Below are 20,349 nucleotides of genomic sequence, written 5' to 3'. Positions count from 1 at the left end.
TAGGAAGCGGTGAAGAGCCCGTCATTGAAATGACGGCCGCGTGGGGTTAGAGCAGGCCAAAGGATATTCGCGATGAGCAAGCCGCAAAACCCTGTCCAGATGGCCGTTATCGGCGCCGCCCATGGCATCAAGGGCGAACTCAGGGTGAAGACCTTCACCGGCGATCCGATGGCGCTGGCCGATTATGGACCGCTTTATGCCAGGGATGGCCGCGCCTTCCAGATCACAGACATAAGGCCGGCCAACACCGTCGTCGTGGTGCGTTTCAAGGGCATCAGCGACCGCAATGCCGCCGAAGCGCTCGCCGGCACGGAATTGTTCGTCGACCGCTCGATGCTGCCGGACGATGGCGAGGAGGATGAATTCTACCATGCCGACCTGGTCGGACTGGAAGTTCGCGACGATACCGGCACTGCGCTCGGCAAGGTGGTCGCCGTGCATAATTTCGGCGGCGGCGATATTCTCGACGTGACGCTTGCCGGCCGCAAGGGCGTGCTGATCCCATTCACGCAGGCCGCCGTGCCTGATGTGTCGATCGCCGAGGGCTTTGTCCGCGTCGACCCGGTGGCGGCCGGGCTGGTCGAGGACGAGGATGGCGATGCGCCGCGTGAGGAAGACTTCGACCCGAAGGGCAGGCCGCGCGGACCGCGCGACGCCGGGGGCAACCGGTGACCTTCAAAGCCTCGGTGCTGACGCTCTATCCCGAGATGTTTCCGGGCGCACTCGGCCTGTCGCTGGCGGGCCGCGCGCTCGAGGCGGGTACGTGGTCGCTGGAAGCGATCCAGATCCGCGATTTCGCCACCGACAAGCACCGCACCGTCGACGACACGCCGGCTGGCGGCGGCGCCGGCATGGTGATGCGTGCCGATGTTTTGGCCAGGGCAATCGACCATGCCTCGCCGCCGGGCGATGCGCGCCCGCGCCTTTTGATGAGCCCACGCGGCAAACCGCTGACGCAGGCGCGGGTGCGCGAGCTTGCCGCCGGGCCCGGCGTCGTCATCCTGTGCGGCCGCTTCGAGGGCGTCGACCAGCGGCTGATCGAGGCGCGGGGATTGGAGGAAGTCTCGATCGGCGATTTCATCCTCTCCGGCGGCGAGCCGGCGGCGCTTGTGCTGCTCGACGCGGTGGTGCGGCTGCTGCCCGGTGTGATGGGCAATGCGGTGTCGGGCGAGGAAGAGAGTTTTGAAAACGGCCTGCTTGAACATCCGCACTACACCAGGCCGCAGGAATTCGAAGGGCGTGAGATCCCCGAGGTGCTGATCTCGGGCAATCACAAGAAGATCGCGCAATGGCGACGCGCCCAGTCGGAGGCGCTGACCAGGGAGCGGCGGGCGGATCTCCTCAGTGCTCAGCCCTTGCCGAAATAGTAAAACGCCAGAAACAGGCCGACGGCGACGACGAAGCCGCGTACCATGTTTTGCGGCACGCGCTTGGCGATCCATACGCCGGCATTGCCGCCGAGTGCGCCGCCCGGGATCATGACGATCGCCTGCGGCCAGGCGACGACGCCACCCGAGACGAAGACGATGATCGCCACCGCGGCGACGACCACGGCCAGCATGTTCTTCAAAGCATTCAGCCGGTGGTAGTCGCCGGCCTGCGTCAGGCCAAGCGTCGCCAGCATCATCACGCCCATGCCGGCGCCGAAGAAGCCGCCATAGATGGCGGTGACGAACTGCGCCAGCAAACCGGCGAGCGAGCCGACCGCCGCTTCATGACCGGGTTTTGGCGCTGGCTTCAGCCACGGCCCGGCGGCAAACAGGGCGGTTGCCCCCAAAAGCAGCCATGGCACCAGGGCGCGGAAGGACGGGTTGGACAGTGCCAGAAGGATGAAGGCGCCGGCCAGCGCACCGGCCGCCGAGATCAGGCAGAGCAGCAGGGCACCGCGCCAGAAGTGCCGGATATCGGTCCAGTAGGCGAGCGTCGAGGTGATGTAGCCCGGAAACTGGGTGACCGAGGAGGTGGCGTTGGCGACGATCGGCGGCACGCCGACCAGTGTCATGGCGCCGAAGGTGATGAAGGTGCCGCCCGCCGGCGACCGCGTTGGCGGTGCCGGACAGGAAGCCCGCCAGGAACAGCAGGATGGCGTCGAAGACAGACATGGCATGCCGCCGCGGAAAACTCTGTTATGTCAGGCTTAGAAAGGCCTGAGGGCCGACGCAACCCGGCACGAAGCGATTACGATGGTGCCATGTCGGCAAAAAAGACTCGTGCGCGGGCGTGACAAAGCGCTGAAATAGCTGTATGTGCCCGCCCGTACCGCCAGAAGAATCTGCCGGACCCGTCAACAATGACGGTGTAGTCGCCCCTGTCCGATGTCTTGCAGACGAATGTCTTAGTGGCAAAGGGCATAGCCGAGCGGTCAATCGAACTGCAAGGCGAGTGTTGGACGCTCTGACTGTCGGAAGAACAAGAAGTGGATTACCCAAGATGGATCTCATCCGTCAGCTCGAGGCCGAGCAGGCCGCCAAGATCGAAGCCAAGCGCAAGCTCCCCGAATTCCAGCCCGGCGACACCGTGCGCGTCCAGGTCCGCGTGACCGAAGGCACCCGCACCCGCGTCCAGGCCTATGAAGGCGTCGTCATCGCCCGCTCCGGCGCCGGCTTCCAGGAAAATTTCACCGTCCGCAAGATCTCCTACGGCGAAGGCGTCGAGCGCGTTTTCCCGGTTTTCTCGCCGATGGTCGAGGGCGTCGAGATCGTCCGTCGCGGCAAGGTGCGTCGCGCCAAGCTCTATTACCTGCGCGATCGTCGCGGCAAGTCGGCCCGTATTTCGGAAAACACCGGCGTGCGCGCCCGCAAGCTCAACGATGAGGAGCGCGACGCGCTGAACGCCGAGAAGGCCCGCATCGAGGCCGAGAAGGTCGCCGCCGCCCAGGCACTAGCCGCCGAGACGGCCGCCAAGGAAGCCGCCGAGAAGAAGGCCGCCGCCGAGGCTGAGGCAGCCAAGGCCGCCGAGGCGACCCCGGCCGAATAAGGCTTTCGACGGACGAGTTTTGAAAAGGCGGCTTCGGTCGCCTTTTTTCGTTTCACCAGACTGTGAACGCTTTCAGCCTCCGAAAAAAGGATCGGACTGTTGACGGTATGTTATCTTGTGTACTAAATAATCGTGCACAATGTAGCTGGAGATTTGAAATGGCACTCTACACCACACAGGCTCACGTCACCGGCGGCCGCGCCGGCCATGGCGAGACCAGCGACGGCCTGCTCAAGGTCGACCTGGCGATGCCCAAGGAACTCGGCGGGCCGGGCGGCGCGACCAATCCCGAGCAGCTTTTCGCCATCGGCTACGCCGCCTGCTTCGAAAGCGCCATCCGCTTCATCGCGCGCAAACAGAAGCTGCCGCTCACGGATGCCGGGGTAACCTCCACCGTCAGCCTGCTTCCCAATGGCGAGGGCTTCAAGCTCGGTGTCGCGCTCGCGGCGCAGACGAAAGGCCTTGATCAGGCGGCCGCGGAAGCGCTTGTATCGGAAGCGCACAAGATCTGCCCCTATTCCAACGCCATCCGGGGCAATGTCGAGGTGGCGCTTTCGGTAAAGGCGGCATGACGGGGAAGACCACAAAGAACACCAGCGCCGTCCCGGCGGAGACCGACGGGACGGCGAGGGTACCGCGGCTCGATCAGCAGCTCTGCTTCGCGCTCTATTCGGCGAGCGGACTGATGACCAAGCTCTATCGGCCGTTGCTCGATCCGCTCGGCCTGACCTATCCGCAATATCTGGCCATGCTGGCGCTGTGGGAGCACGCGCCGAGCACTGTAGGCGCGCTTGGCGAGGCGCTGGGCCTCGATTCCGCGACGCTGACGCCGCTGCTCAAGCGGATGGAGGCGGGTGGGCTCGTTACCCGCCGGCGCGATGCCGCCGACGAACGCCGCGTGCTGGTGGCTCCGACGGCCAAGGGCCACGCTCTGAGTGCGCGAGCGCAGGATGTGTCCGCGGCGCTCGCCTGCAGCGTGCCGCTACAGCCCGGTGAAGCCAAAGTCCTGCACGCGACGCTTACCCATCTCGTTGCCGGTCTGCGTAACGCTGTAGCGGAAGACGCCTCGGCCGATGCGGCGGCGCTGGTTTCTGGTTCGAGATAGCCAGATCATCCCGAAATCCTCGAATTCAGGGCATCCGAATCCCTTTTCGCGCGCGCTGACGCAGCGGACCGTCTTGCATGGCGCAAGCGGAAAGCTAAAGTCGGCGCCGGATTTCCTGCAAGCCCATCCGGGCGCCATCAATTTTCCGGGAGTGTGTGATGACCAAATCGAAACTGCTGCTGGCCGGCCTGCTTGCCCTCGTGCTGGCGCCCATTGCCGCCTTCGCGCAGGCGCTGCCCGATCTCGGCGGCAAGACGGTTGTGGTGGTGACCGAAAACGCCTATCCGCCGCTGCAGTTCATCGATCCCAAGACGGGAAAGCAGATCGGCTGGGAATATGACGCGATGAACGAAATCGCCAAGCGGCTCAATTTCAAGGTCGAGTATCAGAACACCTCCTGGGACGCGATGATCCAGGCGGTTTCCGACAAGCAGTACAATATCGGCATGACCGGTATCACCATCAAGGACGACCGCAAGGAGAAGGTCGATTTCTCCGATCCCTATATGCGCTCGGAGCAGTTCATGCTGGTGCGCGGCGACGAAAGCCGCTTCACCGACGCCAAGACCTTCGGCGCCTTCAAGGACGGGCTGATCGGCGCGCAGCCCGGCACGACGCCCTTCTACACCGCCGTCTACAGCGTGCTCGACGGCAATGAGCAGAACCCGCGCATCAAACTGTTCGAGACTTTCGGCGCCACGGTGCAGGCGTTGAAGTCGGGCGACGTCGATGTCGTGCTGACCGACGGCACCGCCGGCAAGGGCTATGTCGATGCTTCCGAGGGCAAGCTCAAGCTGATCGGCGGTCCGCTCGGCACCGAGGACTTTGGCTTCATCTTCCCGAAGGGATCGGACCTGGTGAAGCCGGTCAACGCCGCGATCGCCGCGCTCAAGGCTGACGGCACGTTGGATGCGCTGAACAAGAAGTGGTTCCTTGACTACAAGATGGGGCAGTAGGCCCTGTTGTCGCGCGTGTGGGGTAATGCGCGGGAAATCGCGCTGAGTTTGCACTTGGCGCTATCCTTCTGATGGAGGGCCATTCCACCGCCAAAGCCGAATTCCCCTGGTGGCTTGCGGCAGCCGCCGTGCTTGCACTGGCGGCGGCCTTGTTCATTGCAGCCAGCGATCTCTATGCCCAGGTCTTCGCCACGGTCGCCAAGGGCATCGGCATCACCGTCTTCGTCACCGTCGTCGCCTTCGCCATGGCGTCGATCATCGGTCTCGGCGTTGCGCTGATGGGCTTGTCGGGCTCGTCCTGGCTTCGCCAGATCGCGCGCTTCTATGTCGAGATCATCCGCGGCGTGCCGATCCTGGTGCTGTTGTTCTGGATCGCCTTTGCCGGTGCGCCGGCCTTCGTCGCGGCCTGGAACGCGCTGACCGCGCCGCTGCAAGGTGCCGGCTATCTCGGTGAACTCCTGGTGCGCGACGTGTCGCTGTTGTGGCGCGCCATCATGGCGCTGACCATCGGCTACTCCGCCTTCATCTCGGAGGTCTTCCGCGCCGGCATCCAGGCGGTCGAGAAGGGCCAGATCGAGGCGGCAAAGGCGCTTGGGCTGAGCCGTGCGCAACGCTTCCGGCTGATCGTCTTTCCGCAGGCGATCCGCACCATATTGCCGCCGCTCGGCAATGATTTCGTCGCTCTGGTCAAGGATTCCTCGCTGGTCTCGGTGCTCGGCGTCGCCGACATTACCCAGATGGGCAAGATCTATGCCGCCGGCTCATTCCGCTTCTTCGAGACCTATTCGATCGTGGCCTATATTTATCTCATCCTGACCGTCGGCCTGTCGCTGGCGCTCAGGGCGCTGGAGCGGCGCCTGCGCCGCCAGCACGAGGAATAGTCTTGGGACTCAGACAGGGTTACGATCCTGTCGACATCGAGGGAGGTCTCATGATCGTCGACAAGGCCAATGCGGCGCTGGATTCCGTCTATGGCGCAGACACGCCGGAAACGCTGGCGCAGGCCTATGCCGCCTGGGCCGCGACCTATGACAGCGAGACCGCCTCGCTCGGTTATCTCCTGCCGTTCCTGATCGCAGCCTGGGTGGCGCGCTATGTTCCGGCTGGCGAAGGGCCGCTGCTCGACGCCGGCTGCGGCACCGGCCTGTCGGGGCCGTCGCTGAAGGCGTTGGGCTATGGCGATATTGCCGGCCTCGACCTGTCCGACGACATGCTGAAGATCGCCGGCAGCCGCAACGCCTATAGCGAGCTGAAACGGGCGATGCTGGGCGGACCGCTACCCTGGCCGGATGGTCATTTCCGCGCCTTCTTTTCCACCGGCGTCTTCACCATCAGCCATGCACCGGCGTCGAGCCTGCACGAACTGGTGCGCATCACCAAAAAGGGTGGCCACGCCATCTTCACCGTGCGCGACCAGGTGTTTGAGAGCGGCGGTTTTCAGGCGGTGTTCGACGAGTTGGAGCAGGCGGGCAAATGGCGGCTGGCCGAGCAGAGCCCGTGGTTCAGGTGTTACGCCATCGCCGAACCGGATGCGCTGGTGAAGACGTTTGTGTTTGAGGTGATGTGAGTGGCCGACGTTGGCGCGAGTTGGCCGACCTTGATGCCCTTCCTCTCCTGAAGGTGTGGAAGTGAGGACGGGGAACCCGGATTCTGCCGCACCACGCCGCAATTGCCGAAAAGCCAAAACATTGGTATGAGCCACGCCATGGAAGAGCTTTTTGGCGATCCGGCCTACAAGGGCTTCGTGCTGCAGGACAGAAAACGCCTGCCGTCGCGCTTCTCGGCGCGCGTCTGCGGCGCTTTGACCAGCCGACTTAGCTAGGCCGCTTTCGCCGGGCCAAGGGCTTGCGGCGTTACACTCTTCCCATTCTCATATCGACGGATTTACGCACATGAGCGCACCGCGCACCCTCTACGACAAGATTTTCGACGACCACGTCGTCGACCGCCAGGACGACGGCACCTGCCTGCTCTATATCGACCGCCACCTCGTCCATGAAGTGACCAGCCCGCAGGCCTTCGAAGGCCTGCGCATGAGCGGCCGCAAGGTCCGCCATCCGGAAAAGACGCTGGCCGTCGTCGATCACAACGTCTCGACCTCGCCCGAGCGCAAGTTCGGCATCAAGAACGAGGAAAGCCGCATCCAGGTCGAGGCGCTGGCCAAGAACGCCAAGGACTTCGGCGTCGAATATTATTCCGAGAACGATATCCGTCAGGGCATCGTCCACATCATCGGCCCGGAACAGGGCTTTACGCTGCCAGGCATGACCATCGTCTGCGGCGACAGCCATACCTCGACGCATGGCGCGTTCGGCGCGCTGGCGCATGGCATCGGCACGTCGGAAGTCGAGCATGTGCTGGCGACGCAGACGCTGATCCAGCGCAAGGCCAAGAACATGCTGGTGCGCGTCGACGGTCAGTTGCCGGAGGGCGTCACCGCCAAGGACATCATCCTCGCCATCATCGGCGAGATCGGCACCGCCGGCGGTACCGGCTATGTCATCGAATATGCCGGCGAGGCGATCCGCTCGCTGTCGATGGAAGGCCGCATGACGATCTGCAACATGTCGATCGAGGGCGGCGCGCGCGCCGGCCTGATCGCGGCCGACGAGACCACCTTCGCCTATGTCAAGGACAAGCCGCGCGCGCCGAAGGGCGCTGCCTGGGATGCCGCGCTCGCCTACTGGAAGACGCTGCAGTCCGACGAAGGCGCGCATTTCGACAAGGTGATCGTGCTCGACGCGGCCAAGCTGCCGCCGATCGTCTCCTGGGGCTCCTCGCCCGAGGATGTGGTTTCGGTGCAGGGCGTCGTTCCCAATCCGGAAGAGATCACGGACGAGAACAAACGCACCTCGAAGATCCGCGCGCTCGACTATATGGGCCTGACGCCGGGCACCAAGATCACCGACATCGCGCTCGACCGCGTCTTCATCGGCTCCTGCACCAATGGCCGCATCGAGGATCTGCGCGCCGCCGCCAAGGTGATTGCGGGCAAGACCGTCAATCCGCGTGTCAACGCCATGATCGTGCCGGGCTCCGGCCTGGTCAAGGAACAGGCGGAAGCCGAGGGTCTCGACAAGATCTTCCGCGCCGCCGGTTTCGACTGGCGCGAGCCGGGCTGCTCGATGTGCCTGGCCATGAACGACGACCGGCTGAAGCCGCATGAACGCTGCGCCTCGACCTCGAACCGCAATTTCGAGGGAAGACAAGGCTTCAAGGGTCGCACCCATCTGGTGTCGCCGGCCATGGCGGCGGCGGCGGCAATCGCCGGCCACTTCGTCGACATCCGTGACTGGAAATAACCTCCGGTCCACACGTTCCGATGACTGCCAGACCCCGGACCGCGTTACGGCTCCGGGGTCTTTTTCATTCGCGCGACACGCATATTCGCCCGGGCTTAACCGCTTGTTTGGGCTTGCGCTCTAAGGTCTTCCCTGACGTCAAGCAAGGGGAAGTCACGGTCTTTTGGACACCGGCCTGTTGATAGCGCTGCTCAATCCGACGATCGCGCTGGCCCTCGGCGCGGCCTTCTTCGTGCTATGGGCCTATCAGCGCCACCGGCCCTATCTGGCCGTGCTGGCGCTCAGCTACTGCGCTTCGGCACCGGGCTTTCTGTTCCAGTATTTCACCTTGCCCATCGGCATGGTGCTGACCAAGCTGGTGTCCAACATTTGCTTCGCCATCGCCGGCTGCTGCCTGTCGGGCGCCATCGTCGCCCGCTATGGCCGCAAGGTGCCCTATGTCGGGATCGGCGTGCTGGCCGGTGGTGGGCTAGCCTCGTTCTGCTGGTTCCTGTTCGTCGCGCCGGATCTCACCTGGCGTATCCTGGCGATGAATTTCGGCTTCGGCGGGCTCAGCCTTCTAGTGGCCGCCGAATTGCGGCCGGTGCGCAACAACGGCCCGACCGAGAAAATCCTGTTCGTGCTGTCGCTGCTGTCGAGCCTCAACTTCTTCGTGCGCACTTTGATCGTCGTCATCGCACACGGGCCGTTCACCAGCTATGACGGGTTCTACGGCTCCTCCTACTGGACGACGGCGCTGCTGTCGCATGCGCTTTTGTCGCTGCTCATCGCGCTTTGCCTGTTCACCGCGGCGGCCCTCGACGTCATGAAGGCCCTGAAAGCCGAGACGCATACCGATCCGCTTTCGGGGCTGCTCAACCGGCGCGGCTTCGAGGAGCGCGCGGCCCATCTTCTGCGACACTGCGCGGTGGCCAGGTTCCCGGTCGCGCTGGTGCTGGCCGACCTCGATCATTTCAAGGCGCTCAACGATGTGCACGGGCATGCCGCCGGCGATCGGGTGATCGCCGATTTCGCCGCCAAGCTCCGGTCTGCCACCGGCGCGCGCGGCGCTGCCGGACGTATCGGCGGCGAGGAGTTCGCCGTGCTCCTGCCCTTGAGCGATCTCGCCGCCGCGCGGCTGTTCGCCGAGGCGGTGCGCACGCTCTACTCGGCCGGCGGCATCGACGGGCTTCCCGCCGGCACCAAGGTCACCGCCAGTTTCGGCGTGGCGGCCCGCAGCGGCGAGGAAGCGCTCGAGCCGCTGATGCGGCGTGCCGACGAGGCGCTCTACAAGGCCAAGAAAAACGGCCGCGACAGCGTGCGCCTGTCCTACGAACGGCCCGAAACGCTGTTCGTGCCTGAGCCGTCCAGGGCCGGCTGAAGCCGTGCGTGCCAGCCCCGTTAACGTCTTTTTCGCCCGTCGGTGTTTAGGTGAGGCACGGGGTGCGAAAGAGATGAGCGGCGCGAACTTCATCCTGTTGATCAATCTGTCGGTTGCCGGCCTTCTGGCGGCATCCTTCATGGCGGTCGCGTTTCATGATGTCGGCCGCGCCCCGGCGCGCTGGTTTGCTTCCGGCTATGTCCTGGGCATGGTCTATTCGGCGATCGAATTCAGCATTCCAGCCTTCAGCGATGCCCGGCTGCCGGTGGTCACCGCCTTCGCGGTTTTCCTTGGCGCGACAATGGCCTTCAACGTCGGGCTGGCCCGCAAATATGGCGTCGCGCCGCCAAGGTCGCCGATGCTGTTCTTCCTGATCGCCGCCACCATCGTCGTCTATTTCGTACAGGACCTGCCGCGCCAGTCGCTGGTCCGCATGATGGCCTACCAGCTCCCCTATGCCGTCATGCAAGTGGTCGGATTGGCCATCGTGTGGTCGTCCAGGCAAACGCGTGGCCGGCTCGATCGCATCCTGATGGCGGTGCTCGCCGCCAGCGCTGTGCAGTTCGCTTCAAAACCGTTCATCGCGCATGCGCTCGGCGGCTGGGGCGCCAATCCGCAGGCCTATCTGCAAAGCAGCTACGCGCTGGTGTCGCAATCGCTCGGCACCGTCTTTGCCCTGGCCATGGCGCTGCTGACGCTGGCCATCCTTGTCCGCGATGTGTTGGCCGAAGTGACGTCGAGATCGGAGACCGATACGCTTTCCAGACTGCTCAACCGCGGCGCCTTCGCGCGCCAGGCCGAGCAGGCGGTGCTTGGCGCCATGCGGCAAAGCGTGCCGGTCGCGCTGGTCATCGCCGATCTCGATCATTTCAAGAGCATCAACGACAATTTCGGCCATGCCTCCGGCGACCGGGTGATCGAGACGTTTGCCGGTTTCCTACGCGAAGCCGCCGCCGGGCACCATGTCGCGGGCCGCATCGGCGGCGAGGAATTCGCCATCATCCTGCCGGGGACCAATCTGGCCGCCGCCCGGCTGTTCGCCGAGGGCACGCGCAGCGCGTTCGGCGCGTTGCCCATCGGCGGGCTGCCGGCGGACAATCGCTGCACGGCGAGTTTCGGGGTTGCCGAACTTCATCCCGGCGAAACCATCGCCGATCTCATGCGGCGCGCCGATGAGGCGCTCTACCTGGCCAAGAATGCCGGGCGCGACTGCGTCCGTATCTCGGCCGGGCCGGGAGGCGAGTGGTCGTCCAGCGCAATCGTCGTCAATTCCAGATCGGAATGAGGTCTGGTTGAATCGCCACCCTAATCCCTCTCTTCGCCGTTTCCGTGAAGCGGCGAACTGCACCAGAGCGTTTCACCGTTCCATGGAAACGGCGAACCACTCTAACTCTTTGTTTTGACGCAATTCCCAAGGGAAAGCGCTACGCGCTTTTCCCGAGGAAAACCGCTCACACTTTTCCTGGAATTGCTTTAGCGGCAGGGGCTGAGTTCGGGCATCTCGCCGTCGGAAAGCCCGTACATATAGCTGCGGCCTTTGACGAAGACCGGCGGCCGATAGCAATCGCCGTAGCCCGAAATCTCGTCGGATTCGTTCTGGTAAATCACCTTGGGCTGGCCGGCGCTGGTGTAGTCGGACAGCTTCTTGGCCAGCTTGCCTTCGCCCACGATGATGCGCTTGTAGCCGGCGGCGCTGTCGATGACGAGATTGCCGAAGGAATCGGCATAGACGCGATCCTGGTGGCGTCCATTGGCCAGCGTGGGCGTCGCCAGGCCGGCGAGCGAAACCGCCACCATGAGCGCCGAGAGGCGTGATCTGCTTGAGTTCGAACGCATGGTCTTCCCGATGGTTAGAGGCCAAAGCGCGTCGAGACGCGCTTTTTGTTTCCCGTTGGATGCATGTCGTTGCCCCAAAACCGCTGACGCGCTTTTGGGCGACATGCATGGCTCCTCGAATCAGAAATTAACCCTTTCTTAACCTTTGTTAAGAGGCCGGCGCGTTGCGCGGCGATGTCTTGTCAAACATGGTTAATTTCCGACTGGAGGGAAAACCCGATAGCCATCATTCGGCCATGCTTGGCGGCACCATCGCGGCCGGCCTCGAATGGACCCGAGGGTGATCTCGGGGCAACCTTGATCTTGGCGCAGCATCGTGGCTAGTCTGCCGCGCGGGAGGACAGCATATATGGCGCTACGCCTGACGGTTTGGGTGTCCGTTTTCCCGTTGCTTGCAATCGTTTCGGCCTGTGTGCCGCAGGACCGCGCGCCGAAGGCGGCCAATATCGTCTCGCCCGCGCCGGCTCGGCAGTCCGTCGCAGCGGCGGCCACCCCGGCATCCGCGCCTCCAGCTCCGGCAACAAAGATCACCACCGATCTCACCGCGCCGCGATCCACAGTGGGTACGGCGACCTATGGATGCGGCAATGGCAGCGCGATCACCATTCAGAATCTCGGCTCGTCGTTGCGTGTGATCGAGCCGAATGGCGCGACAGAAGAGTTTGCGGCGTCGCCCGCCAACCAGTCCAGCCGCTACCAGGAAGCCGCCACGCATAACGCAATCGTGATCGACGGGCGTGAGGCGCTGGTGATGAAGAGGGGCTCGACGCCGCAGACCTGCAAGCGCTAGGCCGCATGGCCAAGAAGTCGCGTATGCTGCACTGCAGCGATATCGAGCCGGCTTTGGGTCCTCCACCCCTAATCGATTGAAGCCCCGACCTGCCTTTTAGTCAGACTAAATTACGTTTTCGAAACGGTTTTCTGGCTTTGACGCGGTGCAAAAAGAGCATTAGAAACCGGCTGTCCGAAGTCGCAACCGGAAGCGGCAATGCCGCATTTTCACCTGCGGCTAAAGCGCGTCGCGCCGAAACGGATTCACGCGATGCGCTTTGGATTCTTGTTATGCATGCCGTCCTCCCAAAACCGAGGTCACTTTTGGGCGACATGCATGAGGACGCCGAACTGGGGGAGCCATGAGCAAATCACCAGCCACCCGCGAATTCGCCAGACGTGAACGGCCGCTTTCGCCGCACCTGACGATCTACCGGCCGCCGATCACGATGACGATGTCGATCATCCATCGCATCACCGGCGGGGCGCTTTATTTCGGCACGCTGCTGGTCGCGGTCTGGTTGATGGCGGCGGCGAGCTCGCAAGCGACCTTCGACTGGGTCAACTGGGCCTTCGGCACCTGGCTCGGCCGGCTGATCCTGTTCGGCTACACCTGGGCGCTGATGCATCACATGCTGGGCGGCGTGCGCCACCTTGTCTGGGATACGGGCGCCGGCCTCGAAAAGCACACGGCCTCGAAGATTGCCTGGGCGACGCTTGTCGGCTCGGTCCTGCTCACCTTGCTGATCTGGATCGCCGGCTACATGGCGCGAGGAGCCTGATCATGAGCGGCAAGAACACTACCGACATGCGCACGCCGCTGGCGAAAGTCCGCGGTCTCGGCTCCGCCCGCGAGGGCACCGGCCATTTCTGGCGCCAGCGCCTGACCGCCATCGCCAACATCCCGCTGACGCTGTTCTTCGTCGGGTTCCTGATCGCGCTCAACGGCGCCGGCTATGCGGAAGTGCGCGCGGCGCTCGCCAATCCGTTCGTGGGGCTGATGCTGGCCCTGGTGCTGATCTCCGGGCTGATCCATATGCGGCTCGGCATGCAGGTGATCATCGAGGATTACATCACCAGCGAAGGCCTGAAGCTGGCGACGATCGCGCTCAACACATTTTTCACCGTAGCGGTCGGCGTCGCCTCGATCTTCGCCCTGCTCAAGCTGGCATTCGGAGGCTGAGTTGGCCAAGGACGCGAAATCAGCCAAAATGGCAGGCTATAATTTTGTCGACCACAAATTCGACGTGGTGGTAGTCGGCGCCGGGGGCGCGGGCCTGCGCGCCACGCTCGGCTTGGCCGAACAGGGCCTGCGCACCGCCTGCATCACCAAAGTGTTCCCGACGCGCTCGCACACGGTCGCCGCACAAGGCGGCATTGCCGCTTCGCTGTCCAATATGGGTCCCGATTCCTGGCAGTGGCACATGTACGACACCGTCAAGGGGTCGGACTGGCTCGGCGATGTCGACGCCATGGAGTATCTGGTGCGCGAAGCGCCGGCCGCGGTCTACGAGCTCGAGCACTATGGCGTGCCGTTTTCGCGCACCGAAGAGGGCAAGATCTACCAGCGGCCGTTCGGCGGCCACATGATGAACTATGGCGAAGGCCCGCCGGTGCAGCGTACCTGTGCCGCCGCCGACCGCACCGGCCACGCCATCCTGCACACGCTCTACGGCCAGTCGCTGAAGAACAACGCGCAGTTCTTCATCGAGTATTTCGCCCTCGACCTGATCATGGAGCCGGATGGCACCTGCACCGGCGTCGTTGCCTGGAACCTCGATGACGGCACCATCCACCGCTTCTCGGCCAAGATGGTGGTGCTGGCCACCGGCGGCTATGGCCGCGCCTATTTCTCGGCCACCTCGGCGCACACCTGCACCGGCGACGGCGGCGGCATGGCCGCGCGCGCCGGCTTCCCGCTGCAGGACATGGAATTCGTGCAGTTCCACCCGACCGGCATCTACGGCGCCGGCTGCCTGATCACCGAAGGCGCGCGCGGCGAGGGCGGCTATCTCGTCAACTCCGAGGGCGAGCGCTTCATGGAGCGCTACGCGCCGTCTGCCAAGGACCTTGCCTCGCGCGACGTCGTCTCGCGCTGCATGACGCTGGAGATCCGCGAAGGGCGCGGCGTCGGCAAGAAGAAGGACCACATCTTCCTGCATCTCGACCATCTCGATCCGGCCGTGCTGCACGAGCGGCTGCCCGGCATTTCGGAATCGGCCAAGATCTTCGCCGGCGTCGACCTGACCAAGGAGCCGATCCCGGTGCTGCCGACGGTGCACTACAATATGGGCGGCGTGCCGACCAATTACTGGGGCGAGGTGCTGAACCCGACGACGCGCAGCCCCGACAAGGTGTCGCCCGGGCTGATGGCGGTCGGCGAAGCCGGCTGCGCCTCGGTGCACGGCGCCAACCGGCTGGGCTCGAACTCGCTGATCGATCTGGTGGTGTTCGGCCGCGCCGCGGCGATCCGCGCCGGCCAGGTCATCGACCGCAAGTCGGCGATCCCGTCGCCCAATGAAGCCTCGGTCGAGAAGATCATGGACCGCTTCGACGGACTGCGCCATGCCAACGGCTCGACGCCGACGGCCGTGCTGCGCGAGAAGATGCAGAAGGCGATGCAGGAAGACGCCGCCGTGTTCCGCACGCAGGAATCGCTGGAGAACGGCTGCAAGCGCATTTCGCAGATCTGGGGCGAGCTCAAGGACGTCAAGGTCTTCGACCGCTCGATGATCTGGAATTCCGACCTGGTCGAGACACTGGAGCTGGAAAACCTGATGGCCAACGCGATTACCACCGTCTACAGCGCCGAGGCGCGCAAGGAGAGCCGCGGCGCGCATGCGCGTGAAGACTTTTCCGCGCGCGACGACGCCACCTGGCGCAAGCACACGCTGGCCAGGGTGAGCGAAGACGGCAAGGTGACGCTCAGCTACCGGCCGGTGCACACAGAGCCGCTTCTGGCGGAAAAGGACGGCGGCATCAGCCTCGCCAAGATCGCGCCCAAGGCCAGGGTGTATTGACGATGGCGCCGGCGGTCACGGGATATTCCGGCACGCCTCTTCCGGCCAAGCTCGGCCTGAAGGATGGCATGGTTGCCGCGTTCATCGCGCTGCCGGCGGAGCTCGATGAATTGGCCGTCGCCGTCAATTTCGCCGAGGTCGACCGGCTTGCCGAATGGTCCGACATTTCAGGCAGCCATCAAAGATACGACGCGGTGCACGCCTTCACCAGGCAGCGCGCCGAGATCGAGCATCGCCTTGGCGATGTCGAGGCGGCGATCAAGCGCGACGGCATGGTCTGGGTGTCCTGGCCGAAGAAGGCATCGAAAGTGCTGACCGACGTCACCGAGGGTGTCGTGCGCACCGAAGCGCTGAAGCGCGACCTTGTCGACGTCAAGGTCGCCGCCGTGAATGAAGTCTGGTCCGGGCTGAAGCTCGTCATCCGAAAGGGCCTGAGGTAATGGTCGAACTGACGCTCCCCAAAAATTCGAAGATCCAGCAAGGCAAGACCTGGCCGAAGCCGGAAGGCGCCACGAATCTGCGGGAATACCGCATCTACCGCTGGTCGCCGGATGATGACGAAAACCCGCGCATCGACACCTATTTCGTCGACATGGACGATTGCGGGCCGATGGTGCTCGACGCGCTGCTGTGGATCAAGAACAAGATCGACCCGACGCTGACCTTGCGCCGCTCCTGCCGCGAAGGCATTTGCGGCTCCTGCGCCATGAACATCGACGGCTCCAACACGCTGGCCTGTACCAAGGGCTGCGACGACATTTCCGGTGCGGTGAAAGTCTACCCGCTGCCGCATATGCAGGTGGTGAAGGACCTGGTGCCCGACCTTACCAATTTCTACGCCCAGCATGCCTCGATCGAGCCTTGGCTGAAGACGGTGTCGCCGCAGCCGGCCAAGGAATGGCTGCAGAGCCATGAGGACCGCGAGAAGCTCGACGGGCTCTACGAATGCATATTGTGCGCCTGTTGCTCGACCTCGTGCCCGAGCTATTGGTGGAACGGTGATCGCTATCTCGGCCCGGCGACGCTGCTGCAGGCCTATCGCTGGCTGATCGACAGCCGCGACGAGGCCAAGGGCGAGCGACTCGACAATCTCGAAGACCCGTTCCGGCTCTATCGCTGCCACACCATCATGAACTGCGCGCAGACCTGCCCCAAGGGCCTCAACCCGGCCAAGGCGATCGCGGAGATCAAAAAGATGATGGTGGAGCGGCGGGTCTGACCGCGATCGCTTTTCCTTTTTGCGCGCCTTCGGCGACGCGGCTGCGGAGATCAAGAAGATGATGGTGGAGCGCAGAGTCTGAAGCTGACGTTACCCGCTGACTTCTCCCCGGATGCCGTCGCGGCCATCCAGGCGCGACTCGATCTGGTGCGAAGCCAGGGTGTAAAAATCGTGTTCGCCATTGAAAGCGGCAGCCGCGCTTGGGGGTTTCCGTCTCCCGACAGCGACTATGACTGCCGTTTTGTCTATATCAGGCCGGTGTCGGATCACCTCGTCCTGCAACAGCCGCGCGACGTTATCGAGTTTCCGATCGAAGGCGAGATCGATGCTGGGGGCTGGGATCTGCGCAAGGCCTTACTGCTGGCGCTGGGTGGCAATGCAGTCATTGTCGAGTGGGCAAAGTCACCTATCGTCTATGAGGAAGTCGCGGGATTTCGCGCGCGCCTTCTCGACCTGCTGGGCGAGATCGTCGATCCAGTAAAGGTATCCCACCACTATCTCGGCCTGGCGCGCTCGCAAGTGGCCAAGATCGGCCGTTTTTCAGGCGAGGTGAAGCTGAAGAAGCTGTTCTATCTGATCCGCCCGCTGGTGGCTCTCGACTGGATGGAACAGCGTAGCTTTGGCTGCCTGCCGCCGATGAATCTTGGCGAATGCCTGGACCAGACGGACGTGCCGGCGCCGGCAGTCGACGAAATCCGCAGCCTGATCGAGCGGAAAAGCCGGACGCGGGAGATGGGGTCCGGTCTTATCCCGACCGCGATCGCGCGCTATCTCGAAGCGCGCTATGGTCACCATGCAATGAACCTTGCCGCCCCGATGCGGGATGATGCCCGCCAGGCGCGCAGACATGCCCTTGCAACCGCGTTTTATTGCCAGGAGGCCGAACAACTTTCATGAGCGAAAACCTTCCCATCCTCTCCCCAATCGAAGCGCGCGTGCTCGGCTGCCTGATCGAGAAGAAGGAGCTGACGCCGGATGTCTATCCGCTGACGCTCAACGCAGCCCTTGCCGCCGCCAACCAGAAGACGGCGCGGGACCCGGTCATGGCGGTGGAGCAGACGGAGGTGCACCGCGCCCTGAAGCTGCTCGAGCAGAAGGGGCTGGTGCGGCAGATGTTCGGCTCGCGCGTCGAGCGCTACGAGCATCAGATGGCGCAGCGCTTCTCGCTGACCACGCCGCAGACCGCCCTGATCGGCCTGCTCCTGCTGCGCGGACCGCAGACGGCGCATGAGCTCCTGGCTCGAGCCGAGCGCATGGCGCGGTTTTCATCGATCGAAGATCTGCGGGGTGAACTCGACATGCTGATCGGCCGGCGGCCGCCGCTGGTCCAGGAAATCCCGCGCGGGCCAGGCCAGCGCGAGGATCGCTACGTGCATCTTCTCGCCGGCCCGGTGGAGGTCGCGGCTTTATCGGCGCAACGCAGTGCGCCGGCCATGCCTCACTCCGACCTCGAAGCGAGGGTGGAGGCGCTGGAGCAGGAAGTCGCGACCCTTCGCGCCCGGTTTGACGCGCTGGGCGGCTGAGGCCGCCAGCAAGGCCGCCATGGTCCGTCATGAAAACGCCGGCTCTCAGGCCGGCGTTCGCTCCTTCAGGTCACCCTGATCAGCCGAGCCTGGCGTCGAGCGACACCTTTATGGCGCCAAGCGCCTTGGAGACGGGGCATTCGGCCTTGGCCTTCTCGGCCAATTCCTTGAATTTCGCCGCATCGATGCCGGGCACCTTGCCGACCAGCGTGATCGCGCTGCCGGTGATGCCGGTGCCCGGAACCAGCGTCACAACCGCCTTGGCGTCGAGTTCGGCGGCGGGCGTCCCGTTCTCGGCCAGGAAGTGCGAAAGCTGCATGGCGTAGCAGCCGGCATGCGCCGCCGCGATCAGCTCTTCCGGATTGGTGCCGGATTTGCCGCCTTCATCCTCGAAGCGCGCCTTGAACGAATAGGGCGTGCCCTTGAGCGTCCCGCTCTGGCTGTCGAGCGTGCCCTTGCCTTCTTTCAGATTGCCTTTCCAGACGGCGGTTGCGGTGCGGTCCATGAAGTCCTCCTTGGTTGTCGTGAACTTGGTCCAGGTGAAGCCGGGCGTTCGGTCAACTATAGCGCGGGTGGGCGCGAAGACCACTGCACTGTTTGAGCCACGGCACGATGACGGCGCATTTGCCTTCGCAAAAAAATCTAGGCTGCCCGAAAAAAATGTTCGCGCAAAAATGTCGACTTCCATCCAGCCCGCCCGTCCTTCGGGCGGCCATGGGGTTTATGGCCTGATGGAGGTTCACATGGACAATCTGTTTTTCGCACTTTGGAAGAGCCCGGGCCACAGGGCCGCGCGACAGGAAGACTTCTGGCTGGATCCGCCGGCGCCCGTCTTCGCCAGGCTGCTGGCGGCGGTCGCCATCATCGGGGTCGCGACATGCCTTCTAGACCATGCGGCGGCAATCGACGGCAAGGCTGACACACTTGTCATCGCATCCTATGATTCGTCTCAGCAGGGGAGCTCGCAATGAAATATGTCTGCCTGGTCTATGGTGAGGAAAAAGACCTCTACGCATTGACGGTGGAGCGCGGGGCCAAGCTCGACGCTGATTCGCTGGCTTATGACAGGTCCTTGGACCAGGAGGGCAAGCTGATCATCGCGCAGGCGCTGCAATCGGTGAGAACGTCGAAGTCGGTGCGACGGCGCGAGGGCAAGCGCCTCGTCACCGACGGCCCCTTCGCCGAGACCAAGGAGCAGCTGCTCGGCTTCGTCATGGTCGAGGCCGACAACCTTGACGAAGCGCTCGACATCGCCGCCGGTATTCCGCTGGCCGAACTCGGTACGATCGAGGTCCGGGCGATCTACGACATACCGGGGTCATAGGCGGCGCCTGGCTTGGCGGCTGGGCCTGCAAACCGGCTTGTTTGATCGCCTGAGCTTCACCTGCCGCAAATTGAGTTTTCTTCGCCAGGGGCAACCCGTGCGTGTTGAAGCAACGCGACAGTTCTCCTATCGTCGCATGGGTTCCTGGGGGATTTCGACATGCCTTTCCTGATTGCTGTCCTTGGCGTGCTGGGAGCGGCTGCGTTCTGGTGGTACCGGATGAAGGCCATGAACGATGCCGCGCGCGAGGTCGCCGATGTCGTCGGGCGCGTGCAAGGCAACATCAGGCGCAAGAAGCTGCGCAAGCAGGCGGCTCTGTCGCCGCTGACGGCGATCGACGATCCGGTGGTGGCCGCCGCAACGCTGATCACCGCGATCGTTTCCGAGAACGGCCCCGTGCTGCCGCAGCGCGAGGCCGTCATCCGCGCGGTCATCTCCGAGATCGCCGACAAGAAGAAGACCGACGAGGCGGTGATCTACGCCAAATGGGCGGCCGCGCAGATCGATGACACCACGATCGTCATCGACAAGCTGGCGCCGTTCCTGCGCGAACGTCTCGACGTCGCCGAGCGCAACGACCTGCTGCAGATGGTCAACCGAGCGGCGCAAGGCGGCGAGAAGAAACTGGAGATAGCCGATCAGCGCATTCTGCGGCTAAGGCAGAAGCTGGGTTTTGAGGTGAATTGAGCTAACGCGGCGGCGGCCGGATCGCTTGCCTTCGCGATTGGCGGGACCGCCCGTCGCTTCGTCATGTATGGACGGCCCCTTTTGGGCAAGAGGCAAAATGACGGCGACGGCGTAAGTCTGGAGCGGTCATGTATTCGGCCTTTAGTGCGGTCGATTTCGATGACCGCTGACCAACAAGGGTTACGCGGATCGGTTCCAATCATTCTAGCGCGCTTTGGTGTCGCGATGACGAAGGCGGAGTGTGCCGATCCAGGTCCTGACCATTTTGCC

General features: G+C 63.8%; 24 protein-coding genes and 1 pseudogene. 22 read left to right on the top strand and 3 right to left on the bottom strand.

All coding sequences use genetic code 11. The features are described from left to right. Positions 1–72 precede the first annotated feature (72 nt). Together rimM and trmD are read left to right on the top strand one after the other, a co-directional pair. Positions 73–672 (top strand): ribosome maturation factor RimM, encoded by a 600-nt coding sequence (gene rimM / locus ACWGS8_RS33145; protein ID WP_095792248.1) that lies wholly within the window; start codon positions 73–75, stop codon positions 670–672. Next, positions 669–1,367 carry a tRNA (guanosine(37)-N1)-methyltransferase TrmD gene (gene trmD / locus ACWGS8_RS33140; protein ID WP_454584884.1) on the top strand — a complete coding sequence of 233 codons (699 nt, stop codon included), beginning with the start codon at positions 669–671 and terminating at the stop codon, positions 1,365–1,367. Before rimM ends, trmD begins: the two co-directional genes overlap by 4 nt. Here trmD and ACWGS8_RS33135 read toward each other — a convergent pair. Then, positions 1,349–2,102, bottom strand: a pseudogene (locus tag ACWGS8_RS33135) (sulfite exporter TauE/SafE family protein). The gene trmD and the pseudogene ACWGS8_RS33135 overlap by 19 nt on opposite strands. 328 nt (positions 2,103–2,430) lie before the next feature. On the opposite strand from ACWGS8_RS33135, the gene rplS reads away from it, so the two are divergent. The 9 genes from rplS (at position 2,431) to ACWGS8_RS33090 (ending at position 10,984) form a co-directional block, all read left to right on the top strand. After that, entirely contained in the window at positions 2,431–2,976 is a 546-nt protein-coding gene (gene rplS, locus ACWGS8_RS33130) for a 50S ribosomal protein L19 (protein ID WP_454584883.1), read from the top strand. Between the two features lie 158 nt (positions 2,977–3,134). Further along, on the top strand, positions 3,135–3,548 hold the full coding sequence (locus ACWGS8_RS33125) for an organic hydroperoxide resistance protein (RefSeq protein WP_454584882.1): 414 nt from the start codon (positions 3,135–3,137) through the stop codon (positions 3,546–3,548). Next, the gene (locus tag ACWGS8_RS33120) at positions 3,545–4,081 is read left to right on the top strand and encodes a MarR family winged helix-turn-helix transcriptional regulator (protein WP_454584881.1); all 537 of its coding nucleotides are present in this window, start codon (positions 3,545–3,547) and stop codon (positions 4,079–4,081) included. The genes ACWGS8_RS33125 and ACWGS8_RS33120 overlap by 4 nt, the downstream gene beginning before the upstream one ends. A gap of 158 nt (positions 4,082–4,239) precedes the next feature. Next, positions 4,240–5,037: a basic amino acid ABC transporter substrate-binding protein gene (locus ACWGS8_RS33115; RefSeq protein WP_454584880.1), complete on the top strand. Its 798-nt coding sequence runs from the start codon at positions 4,240–4,242 to the stop codon at positions 5,035–5,037. 71 nt (positions 5,038–5,108) lie between these two features. Continuing rightward, positions 5,109–5,918, top strand: a complete 810-nt coding sequence (locus ACWGS8_RS33110; protein WP_454584879.1) for an amino acid ABC transporter permease — start codon at positions 5,109–5,111, stop codon at positions 5,916–5,918. Positions 5,919–5,968: 50 nt separating this feature from the next. After that, positions 5,969–6,604, top strand: coding sequence for a class I SAM-dependent DNA methyltransferase (locus tag ACWGS8_RS33105; RefSeq protein WP_454584901.1), 636 nt, complete (start codon positions 5,969–5,971; stop codon positions 6,602–6,604). Positions 6,605–6,929: 325 nt separating this feature from the next. Beyond that, complete coding sequence (gene leuC, locus ACWGS8_RS33100; protein WP_454584878.1) at positions 6,930–8,339, top strand: 3-isopropylmalate dehydratase large subunit; 1,410 nt, start codon at positions 6,930–6,932, stop codon at positions 8,337–8,339. Between the two features lie 163 nt (positions 8,340–8,502). After that, entirely contained in the window at positions 8,503–9,699 is a 1,197-nt protein-coding gene (locus ACWGS8_RS33095; RefSeq protein ID WP_454584877.1) for a GGDEF domain-containing protein, read from the top strand. Between the two features lie 73 nt (positions 9,700–9,772). Further along, positions 9,773–10,984 carry a diguanylate cyclase gene (locus ACWGS8_RS33090; RefSeq protein WP_454584876.1) on the top strand — a complete coding sequence of 404 codons (1,212 nt, stop codon included), beginning with the start codon at positions 9,773–9,775 and terminating at the stop codon, positions 10,982–10,984. Between the two features lie 188 nt (positions 10,985–11,172). Here ACWGS8_RS33090 and ACWGS8_RS33085 read toward each other — a convergent pair whose 3' ends face one another. Next, entirely contained in the window at positions 11,173–11,535 is a 363-nt protein-coding gene (locus ACWGS8_RS33085) for a hypothetical protein (RefSeq protein WP_454584875.1), read from the bottom strand. Positions 11,536–11,884: 349 nt separating this feature from the next. On the opposite strand from ACWGS8_RS33085, the gene ACWGS8_RS33080 reads away from it, so the two are divergent. The 8 genes from ACWGS8_RS33080 (at position 11,885) to ACWGS8_RS33045 (ending at position 18,068) form a co-directional block, all read left to right on the top strand. After that, the gene (locus ACWGS8_RS33080) at positions 11,885–12,325 is read left to right on the top strand and encodes a hypothetical protein (protein WP_454584874.1); all 441 of its coding nucleotides are present in this window, start codon (positions 11,885–11,887) and stop codon (positions 12,323–12,325) included. A gap of 343 nt (positions 12,326–12,668) precedes the next feature. Next, complete coding sequence (gene sdhC / locus ACWGS8_RS33075) at positions 12,669–13,088, top strand: succinate dehydrogenase, cytochrome b556 subunit (protein WP_019862010.1); 420 nt, start codon at positions 12,669–12,671, stop codon at positions 13,086–13,088. A gap of 2 nt (positions 13,089–13,090) precedes the next feature. After that, the gene (gene sdhD / locus ACWGS8_RS33070; RefSeq protein ID WP_454584873.1) at positions 13,091–13,489 is read left to right on the top strand and encodes a succinate dehydrogenase, hydrophobic membrane anchor protein; all 399 of its coding nucleotides are present in this window, start codon (positions 13,091–13,093) and stop codon (positions 13,487–13,489) included. Positions 13,490–13,517: 28 nt separating this feature from the next. Further along, a complete protein-coding gene (gene sdhA, locus ACWGS8_RS33065) occupies positions 13,518–15,326 on the top strand; it encodes a succinate dehydrogenase flavoprotein subunit (protein WP_454584872.1) in 1,809 nt (602 codons plus the stop codon). A gap of 2 nt (positions 15,327–15,328) precedes the next feature. Further along, on the top strand, positions 15,329–15,766 hold the full coding sequence (locus tag ACWGS8_RS33060) for a DUF3052 domain-containing protein (protein WP_454584871.1): 438 nt from the start codon (positions 15,329–15,331) through the stop codon (positions 15,764–15,766). After that, positions 15,766–16,545, top strand: coding sequence for a succinate dehydrogenase iron-sulfur subunit (locus ACWGS8_RS33055; RefSeq protein WP_010912301.1), 780 nt, complete (start codon positions 15,766–15,768; stop codon positions 16,543–16,545). Before ACWGS8_RS33060 ends, ACWGS8_RS33055 begins: the two co-directional genes overlap by 1 nt. Positions 16,546–16,623: 78 nt before the next feature. Continuing rightward, the gene (locus ACWGS8_RS33050; protein WP_454584900.1) at positions 16,624–17,442 is read left to right on the top strand and encodes a nucleotidyltransferase domain-containing protein; all 819 of its coding nucleotides are present in this window, start codon (positions 16,624–16,626) and stop codon (positions 17,440–17,442) included. Beyond that, positions 17,439–18,068 carry a YceH family protein gene (locus ACWGS8_RS33045; RefSeq protein ID WP_454584870.1) on the top strand — a complete coding sequence of 210 codons (630 nt, stop codon included), beginning with the start codon at positions 17,439–17,441 and terminating at the stop codon, positions 18,066–18,068. Before ACWGS8_RS33050 ends, ACWGS8_RS33045 begins: the two co-directional genes overlap by 4 nt. A gap of 79 nt (positions 18,069–18,147) precedes the next feature. On the opposite strand, the gene ACWGS8_RS33040 is transcribed toward ACWGS8_RS33045, so the two are convergent. Further along, the gene (locus ACWGS8_RS33040) at positions 18,148–18,573 is read right to left on the bottom strand and encodes an OsmC family protein (protein WP_454584869.1); all 426 of its coding nucleotides are present in this window, start codon (positions 18,571–18,573) and stop codon (positions 18,148–18,150) included. Between ACWGS8_RS33040 and ACWGS8_RS33035 the strand changes: the two genes are divergently transcribed. The 3 genes from ACWGS8_RS33035 (at position 18,572) to ACWGS8_RS33025 (ending at position 20,079) form a co-directional block, all read left to right on the top strand. Next, on the top strand, positions 18,572–19,039 hold the full coding sequence (locus tag ACWGS8_RS33035) for a hypothetical protein (RefSeq protein WP_454584868.1): 468 nt from the start codon (positions 18,572–18,574) through the stop codon (positions 19,037–19,039). The two genes, ACWGS8_RS33040 and ACWGS8_RS33035, sit on opposite strands and share 2 nt — an antisense overlap. Continuing rightward, positions 19,036–19,392, top strand: coding sequence for a YciI family protein (locus tag ACWGS8_RS33030; protein WP_454584867.1), 357 nt, complete (start codon positions 19,036–19,038; stop codon positions 19,390–19,392). Before ACWGS8_RS33035 ends, ACWGS8_RS33030 begins: the two co-directional genes overlap by 4 nt. Positions 19,393–19,551: 159 nt before the next feature. Then, complete coding sequence (locus tag ACWGS8_RS33025) at positions 19,552–20,079, top strand: hypothetical protein (protein ID WP_454584866.1); 528 nt, start codon at positions 19,552–19,554, stop codon at positions 20,077–20,079. The last annotated feature ends 270 nt before the right edge of the window (positions 20,080–20,349 follow it).

The organism is Mesorhizobium sp. 43Arga, from assembly GCF_053714255.1.
Note: the sequence above shows the minus strand (reverse complement) of the source record. Positions and strands in the feature narration are given on the sequence as shown.

What these genes read in the sequence shown, in the direction of transcription:
- sdhC (WP_019862010.1), top strand. Translation starts at nt 12,669, where the DNA reads ATGAGCAAATCACCAGCCACCCGCGAATTCGCCAGACGTGAACGGCCG.
- leuC (WP_454584878.1), top strand. Translation starts at nt 6,930, where the DNA reads ATGAGCGCACCGCGCACCCTCTACGACAAGATTTTCGACGACCACGTC.
- ACWGS8_RS33125 (WP_454584882.1), top strand. Translation starts at nt 3,135, where the DNA reads ATGGCACTCTACACCACACAGGCTCACGTCACCGGCGGCCGCGCCGGC.
- ACWGS8_RS33055 (WP_010912301.1), top strand. Translation starts at nt 15,766, where the DNA reads ATGGTCGAACTGACGCTCCCCAAAAATTCGAAGATCCAGCAAGGCAAG.
- ACWGS8_RS33120 (WP_454584881.1), top strand. Translation starts at nt 3,545, where the DNA reads ATGACGGGGAAGACCACAAAGAACACCAGCGCCGTCCCGGCGGAGACC.
- ACWGS8_RS33115 (WP_454584880.1), top strand. Translation starts at nt 4,240, where the DNA reads ATGACCAAATCGAAACTGCTGCTGGCCGGCCTGCTTGCCCTCGTGCTG.
- ACWGS8_RS33105 (WP_454584901.1), top strand. Translation starts at nt 5,969, where the DNA reads ATGATCGTCGACAAGGCCAATGCGGCGCTGGATTCCGTCTATGGCGCA.
- ACWGS8_RS33090 (WP_454584876.1), top strand. Translation starts at nt 9,773, where the DNA reads ATGAGCGGCGCGAACTTCATCCTGTTGATCAATCTGTCGGTTGCCGGC.
- sdhD (WP_454584873.1), top strand. Translation starts at nt 13,091, where the DNA reads ATGAGCGGCAAGAACACTACCGACATGCGCACGCCGCTGGCGAAAGTC.
- ACWGS8_RS33080 (WP_454584874.1), top strand. Translation starts at nt 11,885, where the DNA reads ATGGCGCTACGCCTGACGGTTTGGGTGTCCGTTTTCCCGTTGCTTGCA.
- ACWGS8_RS33110 (WP_454584879.1), top strand. Translation starts at nt 5,109, where the DNA reads ATGGAGGGCCATTCCACCGCCAAAGCCGAATTCCCCTGGTGGCTTGCG.
- ACWGS8_RS33045 (WP_454584870.1), top strand. Translation starts at nt 17,439, where the DNA reads ATGAGCGAAAACCTTCCCATCCTCTCCCCAATCGAAGCGCGCGTGCTC.
- ACWGS8_RS33030 (WP_454584867.1), top strand. Translation starts at nt 19,036, where the DNA reads ATGAAATATGTCTGCCTGGTCTATGGTGAGGAAAAAGACCTCTACGCA.
- ACWGS8_RS33025 (WP_454584866.1), top strand. Translation starts at nt 19,552, where the DNA reads ATGCCTTTCCTGATTGCTGTCCTTGGCGTGCTGGGAGCGGCTGCGTTC.
- rimM (WP_095792248.1), top strand. Translation starts at nt 73, where the DNA reads ATGAGCAAGCCGCAAAACCCTGTCCAGATGGCCGTTATCGGCGCCGCC.
- sdhA (WP_454584872.1), top strand. Translation starts at nt 13,518, where the DNA reads ATGGCAGGCTATAATTTTGTCGACCACAAATTCGACGTGGTGGTAGTC.
- ACWGS8_RS33035 (WP_454584868.1), top strand. Translation starts at nt 18,572, where the DNA reads ATGAAGTCCTCCTTGGTTGTCGTGAACTTGGTCCAGGTGAAGCCGGGC.
- rplS (WP_454584883.1), top strand. Translation starts at nt 2,431, where the DNA reads ATGGATCTCATCCGTCAGCTCGAGGCCGAGCAGGCCGCCAAGATCGAA.
- ACWGS8_RS33085 (WP_454584875.1), bottom strand. Translation starts at nt 11,535, where the DNA reads ATGCGTTCGAACTCAAGCAGATCACGCCTCTCGGCGCTCATGGTGGCG.
- ACWGS8_RS33060 (WP_454584871.1), top strand. Translation starts at nt 15,329, where the DNA reads ATGGCGCCGGCGGTCACGGGATATTCCGGCACGCCTCTTCCGGCCAAG.
- ACWGS8_RS33040 (WP_454584869.1), bottom strand. Translation starts at nt 18,573, where the DNA reads ATGGACCGCACCGCAACCGCCGTCTGGAAAGGCAATCTGAAAGAAGGC.